At 42.3% G+C, this 9101-nt stretch carries 9 protein-coding genes and 3 pseudogenes; 6 read left to right on the top strand and 6 right to left on the bottom strand.

From position 1 onward, the window contains the following. Positions 1 to 269: 269 nt before the first annotated feature. Positions 270 to 433, bottom strand: a pseudogene (locus tag JCM21738_RS27560) (nitrate/nitrite transporter); the annotation flags it as partial. A gap of 315 nt (positions 434 to 748) precedes the next feature. Between JCM21738_RS27560 and JCM21738_RS19530 the strand changes: the two are divergent. Continuing rightward, positions 749 to 1446, top strand: a pseudogene (locus JCM21738_RS19530) (Crp/Fnr family transcriptional regulator). A 273-nt stretch (positions 1447 to 1719) separates the two neighbouring features. Here JCM21738_RS19530 and JCM21738_RS19525 read toward each other — a convergent pair. From JCM21738_RS19525 to JCM21738_RS19515, 3 genes are all read right to left on the bottom strand, one after another. Beyond that, a complete protein-coding gene (locus tag JCM21738_RS19525; protein ID WP_034330958.1) occupies positions 1720 to 2847 on the bottom strand; it encodes a TIGR04053 family radical SAM/SPASM domain-containing protein in 1128 nt (375 codons plus the stop codon). Between the two features lie 186 nt (positions 2848 to 3033). Continuing rightward, a complete protein-coding gene (locus JCM21738_RS19520; protein ID WP_023615317.1) occupies positions 3034 to 3345 on the bottom strand; it encodes a metal-sulfur cluster assembly factor in 312 nt (103 codons plus the stop codon). 78 nt (positions 3346 to 3423) lie between these two features. After that, entirely contained in the window at positions 3424 to 4191 is a 768-nt protein-coding gene (locus JCM21738_RS19515; protein ID WP_023615318.1) for a prolyl oligopeptidase family serine peptidase, read from the bottom strand. Positions 4192 to 4624: 433 nt separating this feature from the next. Between JCM21738_RS19515 and JCM21738_RS19510 the strand changes: the two genes are divergently transcribed. The 3 genes from JCM21738_RS19510 to JCM21738_RS19505 all read left to right on the top strand — a co-directional run bounded on the left by JCM21738_RS19510 (position 4625) and on the right by JCM21738_RS19505 (position 6047). Further along, positions 4625 to 5443 carry a Cof-type HAD-IIB family hydrolase gene (locus JCM21738_RS19510; RefSeq protein ID WP_023615319.1) on the top strand — a complete coding sequence of 273 codons (819 nt, stop codon included), beginning with the start codon at positions 4625 to 4627 and terminating at the stop codon, positions 5441 to 5443. 259 nt (positions 5444 to 5702) lie between these two features. Further along, positions 5703 to 5855: a hypothetical protein gene (locus JCM21738_RS24850; RefSeq protein WP_023615320.1), complete on the top strand. Its 153-nt coding sequence runs from the start codon at positions 5703 to 5705 to the stop codon at positions 5853 to 5855. Continuing rightward, the gene (locus JCM21738_RS19505; protein ID WP_023615321.1) at positions 5856 to 6047 is read left to right on the top strand and encodes a DUF3813 domain-containing protein; all 192 of its coding nucleotides are present in this window, start codon (positions 5856 to 5858) and stop codon (positions 6045 to 6047) included. A 39-nt stretch (positions 6048 to 6086) separates the two neighbouring features. Here the strand turns inward: JCM21738_RS19505 and JCM21738_RS26320 are convergent, their stop codons facing one another. Further along, positions 6087 to 6758 carry a BsuPI-related putative proteinase inhibitor gene (locus JCM21738_RS26320; protein WP_256360220.1) on the bottom strand — a complete coding sequence of 224 codons (672 nt, stop codon included), beginning with the start codon at positions 6756 to 6758 and terminating at the stop codon, positions 6087 to 6089. Positions 6759 to 6897: 139 nt separating this feature from the next. Further along, the gene (locus tag JCM21738_RS19495; RefSeq protein WP_023615323.1) at positions 6898 to 7740 is read right to left on the bottom strand and encodes a YitT family protein; all 843 of its coding nucleotides are present in this window, start codon (positions 7738 to 7740) and stop codon (positions 6898 to 6900) included. 128 nt (positions 7741 to 7868) lie between these two features. Between JCM21738_RS19495 and JCM21738_RS19490 the strand changes: the two are divergent. Together JCM21738_RS19490 and JCM21738_RS23605 are read left to right on the top strand one after the other, a co-directional pair. Then, positions 7869 to 8728 (top strand): annotated as a pseudogene (locus tag JCM21738_RS19490) (DegV family protein). Between the two features lie 65 nt (positions 8729 to 8793). Continuing rightward, a complete protein-coding gene (locus JCM21738_RS23605; protein WP_023615325.1) occupies positions 8794 to 8925 on the top strand; it encodes a DUF3941 domain-containing protein in 132 nt (43 codons plus the stop codon). Positions 8926 to 9101: the final 176 nt, after the last annotated feature.

The raw sequence follows: 9101 nt of genomic DNA, 5'->3' as shown, positions 1-9101 counted from the left end.
TCAAGTAAAATAGAAAGCTGCATCAACCAATTGATGCAGCTTTTAAAAGTTTATTTGTTATTAACAGGGATTTCACTGAACATGCCGACAAAGTTCTTGATTTCACCTGCTTCATTTTTAACAATGCTGATCGTGAGCCATTCAGGGTAAATGGTACCGTTCTTCTTCCTGTTCCAAATTTGCCCCTGCCAGAATCCATGCTCTTTTACAGATTTCCACATTTCCTTGTAAAATTCTTCTCCATGCTTCTCCGATCGCAGGATGCGGGGTAGATTACCTACGCCATATATACCGTTGACGAAGCCGTGGCGTTCTTTAGGATAATACTTGGGCAGCGTTGTTACACCTACAGAGAAGATCGCTTCTCCGATACCAACAAACAAGCCCCTATCAACAAATCATAATAGGTATCAGCTATACTGATGAAGTACAGTTCTCTGAATAAATAGTAAGAAAAATCAAAACTCTTAGATATGATGAACTTCACACCTGCTGCTTTGTTCAATAAACTGTCACAGATACAGCTAAACATCCAAAACATCAGTCTTCTTTTATGGATATAATGAACAGAGACCGACTTTGTTTCTAAAATGTGAACAAAACCGTCTTAGATTGTGACGAGATTTTGACATTTCCTTAATCAATATTTAGTTAACACTATCCCGGTGTTATTATTGTGTCAATAAAGATTATGTCGCGTACAAAGCTCTTACTTTAGAGAGCTAAAATCAAAAAAAGGGTGATGACCATGCCAAACACAACTAAAGTAACTCATTCAATTGAAATAAAAGAATTACTCCAGTTTGCCGACCGGACAATCCAGATAAAAAAGGTTCATACCTGTTCCAGGAAGGCATGGAGGCTGAGGAGCTTTATTTGATCATGGGAGGCAAGGTCCAAATCAGCAAAGTCACCCAGGATGGCCGAGAGCTTGCCTTAAGAATCTGCGGAGAAAACGATATTTGCGGAGAATTGACACTTTTTACCGATGCACCTAAGTACCTCTTGAGTGCGCTTATCCTGGAAGATGCGAAAATCGCCGCAATCAGAAAAGACGTGATTGAAAAGGAGATTTTCCACAATCCGAAACTTGCGTTTGAATTCATGAAGTGGATGAGCGATCATTTCCGTAAAACTCAGACTAAATTCCGGGACCTGGTGCTGAACGGAAAAAAAGGAGCTTTATTCTCTACCTTGATCCGAATGACTAACAGCTATGGAGTCCATAAAGACACTGGCATTTTGATTGACCTGCCGTTAACAAACCAGGAGCTGGCAAACTTCTGCGGCACTTCCCGAGAAAGCACAAACCGCATCCTGAATGACCTGAAACGAGAAGGAATCATTTCAATTAAAAAAGGAAAAATCCTGGTCCATGATGTAAATTATTTACGCCAGGAAATCGGCTGTGAAAACTGCCCTGCGGTATTTTGTTCAATAGATTAATAAGAAAAGCGCAAGCGCCTCGTTCAGCCCCGACAAGCGCTGGAGGGCCTGACAGTGAAGTCGCTCTTTGACTTCATTGGCAGGACCGAAGCGTCTCGATGAGTTAGGAGCCGAAGCTAGACAAGCGACTCGAGGGGCTAGGCGCAGGAGCTAGATTAAGAATACTACATACAGTTATCCACAACTAAATTTCCTAAACGACGGAAAAAGCGAATGAATGCCATTTAGTTGGTGGCTTCACTCGCTTTTTTATCGTACCCCAAGAGAGCTTTATCAGCTCTCCTGTTTTTGTTTTCTCAGCGCTTTAGGGATATACACGCAGAATGGCTCGCTCTCCAGGTAATCCCCGGTCATGGCGTATGCCCTTGAGCGTGAACCACCGCATACATGCCTGAATTCGCACACTCCGCATTTTCCCTTATACTCGTCAGGATTCCTCAATGACTTGAAGACAGGAGAATCTCTGTAAATTTCAGCAAGTGGCTGTTCCCTTACGTTCCCTGCTTTCACAGGCAGCAGGCCGCTTGGATAGACATCCCCAACGTGAGATATGAACACAAAGCCATTGCCATCGTTGACACCTTTAGGAGCCCGGCCAAGACCGTCTATGGACCCAGTCAATCCTTCCTTTGTCAGCGCGGTCAAGTAATCAATTTCTTCTGTATGATCCTTTGCTTCACGCATTTTTTGCTGGATTACAACCCGTCGATAATGCTGCGCAGCAGTTGTTTTAATGTCGAACTTAACCCTTTTGCTCAAATCATATAGCCAAGTGAAGACTTTTTCGTGCTCCACCGGCGAGATCATGTCCTTTTCCTGTCCGCGTCCTGTTGGAACTAGGAAAAACACACTCCAAAGAACACAATCCAAATCTTCAACCATCTTAGCCATTTCATCTAAATACTCAATATTATATCTTGAAATAACAGTATTGATTTGAATCGGAATTTCTAACTCATGCAAATACTTGATTCTCTCCATTGTTAAATCAAAAGAACCTGCAGTACCCCTAAAGTGGTCATGGACTTCAGCAGTTGGCCCGTCAATACTGAACGCCCAGCGGGACAACCCAACTGATTTCGCCTTTTCAATCGCTTCCTTCGTCACATTAGGTGTCGCACTTGGTGTCATTGAAACTCGCACGCCTTTTTTTACCGCATACTCCGCGATATCAAAAACGTCCTCCCTCATCAATGGGTCCCCACCCGTGAAGACAAGCATCGGATTATTCATTTCATATATCTGGTCAATTAGCGCTTTACCTTCTTCAAAGGACAATTCACGCGGATCTCTTCTATATTGGGCTTCCGCACGGCAGTGCAGGCATTTTAATTGGCAGGCTCTGGTAAGTTCCCAAATCACAATGAATGGGTCTTTGTTAAAATCTCTTTCAAACATCATTGGCGCTCCTTAAGTACTTCTCTATAAAAGAAGTATATAAGTGTTTCCAACATGATTAAGTGAACTAACTCACATAAATAGACCGGTAATTGCCTTTTTGTATGACAATTTTGTGACTTTTACAATAGTAAAAAGCAGCAGGATGGTTACCTGCTGCTTCTGGATTATGACTTAATCTCCAATGACTTAATCCCTAACGCCTAAAGCGATTTTCGCGTAACGGGACATCATGTCCTTGGACCATGGCGGGTTGAATACGATACTAACTTCTGTATCTTTTACTTCTGGAAGGTCGGCAAGAGCCAATTTAACCTGCTCAACAATCGTCCCTGCAAGCGGGCAGCCCATAGACGTCAATGTCATTGTCACTGTCGCAAGTCCTTCCTCGTTCAAAACTACATCATATACAAGCCCTAAATTAACGATATCAACGCCAAGTTCAGGGTCAACGACCATCTCAAGCGCACCCATAATGCTATCTTTTAATTCTTCATCCATCGGTGAACACTCCTTTTTTATTGCTGTAACCTATTACTATCATAACAATGATTTATACGCATTAAAAGCGGAAAAGCATCAGATATGCTTACCAAACCAATTTGCAGTTGCCTCAACACCAGCATTTGACACATTGTGTCCGGCTTTGTCATCTGTAATGAATTCAAACATCCCGTCTATTCCCTCATAGTTTTTCCTGTTTTGCTCGTAAAAATCATACGCAGATTGATATGGTACGACGGGATCTAATTTCCCATGCCAGAATAACAGCGGACGTTTGTTCAATTTTTCAGGCTGCAGGCTTAGGTCGTACTGTTTTAACTGATTCAACAAGTCTGATATTTGTTCTTGGGTTAAACCTATCTGTACATTCCTTTTTTCCATTTCGTTCAGCTGCCATAATGCGAACTCCTCAAATGAAGGATTCCCCATCAGGCTGACACCTGCTTTTATCCACTCGAACTTGGCCAGTGCACCGAGTGTCGTAATGCCGCCCATCGATGTACCAGCAACACCGATTCTCGCTGGATCCACTAGCCCTTCCTCCACCAATTCCTGTTTGATCGTCGAAAGCTCCTCAATCGAGGTGATGACAATTTCCCAAAAGCGGAAGCTAAGTTCAGCCTCTGACAATCCTTCACTGCGAGTTCCGTGATATTTCGCCTCTGGCATGATGACCCTAAAGCCTTTTTCGGCAAAAAGGTAAGCATAATGCATGTTGCGTTCTTTTGTGCTCGTAAACCCATGCAGGAAAACAATCAAAGGCATTCTATCTGAAAATTGCTTTTGTTTTACAATATGGAGAACGGGAATATGTTCAATGCGTTTCTTCTCTACTAAAATCAATGATTAACCCTCCTGAAGCAAGCGGATATTAAATTTACCGCACTTTTAAGTATCTAAAATGATTTTTTTACAATTTATATGTAAAATGGTTACCATAGTGGTTATAAGACCAATTTAACCATCCAATATATGTATTGTAAAACTCTTACGAAAAAAGAGCCAATCATACGCATACGATTTTGAAAAGCGGAAGCGCCTTGGTCAGCCCCGACAAGCGCTGCCCGCCTAAAACGCCACGTCCTCCCAAAAGCTACCGCTTTTGGTCGTGCGATGAATCGCTTCGAAGCTTTCCTTATCCTGTGGATGGCGGGTCTAGCACATCGTGTGCCTCGGAGGGCCGACCAAGTGAAGTCGTACTTTGACTTCATTGGGCATTTTAGTGCATAAAGTAAATATACTTATAAAGAAAAAAAGAGTTAAAGAAGGAGTATTTATGACTGAAAAACATTTAATTGCATTAGATCTTGACGGAACTTTACTTACAGATGATAAAACGATTTCAGAAAAGAACAAACACGTAATTAAAAAAGCACGGGAAGCAGGGCATGTTGTCATGATCGCGACGGGTAGACCATTCCGTTCCAGCGAGATGTACTACCATGAGCTTGCACTTGATACACCAATCGTCAACTTCAACGGTGCGTATATCCATCACCCGCTTTATAATAGCTGGGGAGTACACCATTCCCCCCTTTCAATCGATGTAGCGAAAGATATTGTCGAAGCACTTGATGATTTTAAATTCCACAATATCATTGCCGAAGTAATCGACGATGTATATGTCCATTATCATGATGAAAAACTGATGGATATTTTTAATATAGGAAATCCGAATATCACGACCGGCGATTTGAGAAGATTTTTAAAAGCATCTCCAACGAGTATGTTAATCCACTCTGATGAAGAGGATGTCCGTAAAATCCGTAACCATCTGTCAGAAGTACATGCCGAAGTGATTGACCATAGAAGCTGGGCCGCTCCTTTCCATGTCGTAGAAATCGTTAAAAGCGGCTTGAACAAAGCAGTTGGATTAAAGAAAGCATCAGATTACTTCCAAATCCCAGCTGACCGCATCATTGCTTTCGGTGATGAAGATAACGATTTGGAAATGCTCGAATACGCTGGCCGCGGAATCGCAATGGGCAATGCTGTCGACGACGTGAAAAACATCGCGAACGACATGACATTGACAAACGAAGAAGACGGCATTGGCGTTTATTTGAACGACTTGCTTAATTTGAAAGCACTATAGATAACGTAAATGTCCGATAGGGAAGCTCTATCGGATATTTTTTGCTGATTCCCGTTGCATTTGTCCGTTAGACGGATGATATCGGACACTCTTCCGATAATTCACTCGGCGTTTGTCCTATTAATGTTAATCATTGCATTTACCTTCCAAATTGAACTTGCATCAGAACCGATTGTTTTTATGTAAAAAGAGCATACTATAAGCGAAGCGGCGGCGTTATGCCCGTTTCAAATTCGCTCGTAGATGGAGGGGTAAAACGATGGGTAAAAGCAATAAATCCAAGCGTTTTGTACAGCAAGGGGTAGATACTGTCTCCAAGCATGATAACCGAATCCCTTACCACACCACTTATGCCGAAGCCGAAGCTCAAAAGATGGCGAATGTCAGAGAGTCCTCTCTAGGGGGGATTTAAATGGGAAACAGGCTTTTTCAGGAAGCTAGGAAGGCTGTCCAGTTAGCTCAGACTGCGGAGCTTGCGGAACAGTCTGCAGCCATCGACACAGCTAAAAATGCTCTGTCATCAGCCTATGCCAATACGACAATGGCTGAAAAAGAGCAGCTTCGGTCATTTCAGGACGAGCTGAATTCAATTGAAAACAAGTAAAAGCAAAAGCTGGCGGAAATCCCGCCAGCTTTTGCTTTTCTAATTATGATTATTGAATCTTTCAAGCAGCACTGGATGGGTATGGATGATTTCGCCATCCTTGCTGCGTTCGTATAGATTAAGAATGACTGATCCATTTTGAGGAAGCTTGCTTTCTGGAATTGAGATTTCGAGCGAAAATGGCTTCCATTGAGGGTATTTCCCTCCAGTCTTCATTTCTGTTTCAGGGATCAACTGGTTATGTCCATCCTCAACAGTATAAAAGAACTTTCCGTTGATTGGCCGGGCTTCACCCTTTATTTTATAATTTCCTTTGATTCCATCTGAAACTGCTCCTTTAAAAACAGGGTTTTCTCCAGGGATATACATTGTCTTCGTATCAGTCAGCAGCTTTTTGTCCCTGACAGGTTCTCCATTGATGTTAGTTGCTTTCAAGTGTGCAGTGACTGTGTATTCACCTTCCGGGACTCTCTTTCCTGCCATCGAGTAATCCCAACTATCCACCCATTTCATTTTTTCCTGCGGCTTCAATGTCAAGGTTTCAAAAGCCTGGGTAAATGATTTTCCTTCTGAGTATTGATACACATCTTTCTTATTAGCATCCAGGACGGTAATTTCGTATTTCTGGGATGTTGGGAACTCAAAAGAAAGCTCGTTATCCCCCTGGTTTCGCAGTACAATTTCAAATTCAGTTTTTTCAGGACCAGCAATAGGGTCGATGTAAAACTGTATTCAAGTGTTGAGGGTGACTGCTTTTCTTCTCCAATCGCCAGGACAGGTGCCACCGCCATCAACAGCAAAATGATCAATAAACTGACCTTCCTCATTAACCAAACCTCCATTTCAGTGTTTACTCCCTTCGGAAAAAACCGAAGATACCAGCTGTTTCAATAATATTGGTGAACGCGTGAGGATCGACTTCCTTGATAATGTGTTCCAGATCATACAATTCATATCTTGTAACTACAATGATAAGCATTTCTTTCTGTTCTCCTGAAAAAGCTCCCTTGGCAGGCAGCAGCGTAATGCCGCGTACAAGTTTGTCATGGATGGCCTTCTTTAATTCATTAGACTTCTTCGTAACGATCATCGCCGTCAGTTTCTCATGGCGTGTATGGATGGCATCAATTAACCGTGTAGACACATACAGAGCGACAAGAGTATAAAGAGCGTTCTCCCATCCAAATACAAAGCCAGCTGTCATTATAATGATGCCATTCAAGATAAAGAAATATGTACCAACCGGACGATCATTCATTCGTGACAGGACCATTGCAATAATATCCATTCCTCCTGTGGAAGCCCCCCATTTCAATGTCAGTCCAACACCTAGCGCGGCAATGACTCCCCCAAAGACGGCATTCAGCAGAATATCACTAGATACTTCTTTTACCGGAATGATTTCAAGAAAGATTGATGAAAGCAGAACGGAGATAAAACTATAAAGTGTAAATGATTTCCCAACTTTCATCCAGCCAAGGATGGTCACTGGAATATTCAAAAGCAGTAGCAGAATCCCAGTAGAAATATTAAATGGCGCGAATTCACCAAGTATGCTCGAGACGAGCTGTGCGATTCCGGTAAAGCCGCTTGCATAGACATTTGCCGGTATTAAAAAGAAGTTCAGTGACAAAGCATTCAAGAATGCACCTATCACCACGATGATGATTTTTTTTGTCTCCAACCAGACCATGTAGATCCCCCTTATTCTTTTCTATTCTTCCTGTACCCCTATTTTGCCGAAAGTCACTATATTTAATTGTCTTTTTCCCATATTCCCTATAAACTATTACATATATAGGTTGAAAGCAGGTGAAAGTTATGTCAGTAAAAATCATGGCTGACAGTGCATGTGATTTGCCATTGAGTTTTTATGAAGAAAACGACGCAATACTATTCCCATTGAAGGTCCAAATTAATGGCAATGAATATGAGGACCTACGAACAATCCAGCCCAAAGAAGTGTACGATCAAATCCGCGCTGGCAACCTTCCAAAAACCTCACAGGTCTCTCCTGCTGGTTTTAAAGAAGTTTTTACGGAATTGGCCGAGAATAAGCAAGATGGGGTATACATAGCTTTTTCTTCACAGTTGTCAGGAACATATCAGACAGCGTCATGATTGCCGAGCAGGTTAAGGAAGAATACCCTGACTTCAACTTGTCTATCATCGATACAAAATGTGCTTCACTAGGACAAGGGTTAATTGTTATGGAAGCAGCACGGATGGCGAAGGAGAATTTTTCAAAAGATGAAATCGTTGAAGCTGTCCAATTCCACAGCCAGCATATGGAGCATTTATTCACTGTAGATGACCTTGACCATCTTGCTAAGGGTGGACGCGTGTCAAAAGCTTCGGCATTCGTAGGCGGCCTGTTGAATATTAAGCCCCTGCTAAATGTCGAGGACGGTAAACTGGTTCCGCTTGAGAAAATCCGCGGAAAGAAAAAACTTCTCCGCAGGATTGTGGAAGTCATGAAGGAGCGCGGCGTCGGATTTAAAAATCAGATTGTTGGCATCAGCCAGGCAGATGATATTGAAACAGCAACTGAGTTGAAGAATATTATAATGGAAGAACTTCATGCAAAGGATGTTTACATAACCTCCATCGGTGCTGCTGTCGGCTCCCATACAGGGCCAGGGACTATTGCAATTTTCTTCTTAAACAAACTGCCATCATAAATTTACATACTCCTTTCAGGTTTTAGGGAAAATAAAATGTACCTAACCAGAAAGGAGTTTTTTAAATGCCACATACATCTGATAACGATAAAAAAGCAAAGGACAACAACGCCCTTCGCCATGAAAAAAATATGATCCGTGAAAAGAACCGCAAAGCAGGCAAGAATCAATACTCGAAGAAAACAGATCATCTATAAGAAAAGCGCAAGCGCCTTGGTCAGCCCCGACAAGCGTTGGAGGGCCTGACAGTGAAGTCGTTCTTTGACTTCATTGGCAGGACCGAAACGTCTCGAGGAGTTAGGAGCCGCAGCTAGACAAGCGTCTCGAGGGGCTAGGCGCTGGAGCTAGACACTAATCTAAGTAAAAAGTTTTA

Origin of the sequence: Mesobacillus boroniphilus JCM 21738, from assembly GCF_000517385.1 — a bacterium.
In the GTDB taxonomy this organism is placed as follows: domain Bacteria; phylum Bacillota; class Bacilli; order Bacillales; family Cytobacillaceae; genus Mesobacillus; species Mesobacillus boroniphilus.
The sequence above is the reverse complement of the archived record's forward strand: the minus strand, read 5'-3'. Positions and strand labels throughout refer to the sequence as shown.

What these genes read in the sequence shown, in the direction of transcription:
- JCM21738_RS19525 (WP_034330958.1), bottom strand. Translation starts at nt 2,847, where the DNA reads ATGATGTTTGAAAGAGATTTTAACAAAGACCCATTCATTGTGATTTGG.
- JCM21738_RS19520 (WP_023615317.1), bottom strand. Translation starts at nt 3,345, where the DNA reads ATGGATGAAGAATTAAAAGATAGCATTATGGGTGCGCTTGAGATGGTC.
- JCM21738_RS19510 (WP_023615319.1), top strand. Translation starts at nt 4,625, where the DNA reads ATGACTGAAAAACATTTAATTGCATTAGATCTTGACGGAACTTTACTT.
- JCM21738_RS24850 (WP_023615320.1), top strand. Translation starts at nt 5,703, where the DNA reads ATGGGTAAAAGCAATAAATCCAAGCGTTTTGTACAGCAAGGGGTAGAT.
- JCM21738_RS19505 (WP_023615321.1), top strand. Translation starts at nt 5,856, where the DNA reads ATGGGAAACAGGCTTTTTCAGGAAGCTAGGAAGGCTGTCCAGTTAGCT.
- JCM21738_RS19495 (WP_023615323.1), bottom strand. Translation starts at nt 7,740, where the DNA reads ATGGTCTGGTTGGAGACAAAAAAAATCATCATCGTGGTGATAGGTGCA.
- JCM21738_RS23605 (WP_023615325.1), top strand. Translation starts at nt 8,794, where the DNA reads ATGCCACATACATCTGATAACGATAAAAAAGCAAAGGACAACAACGCC.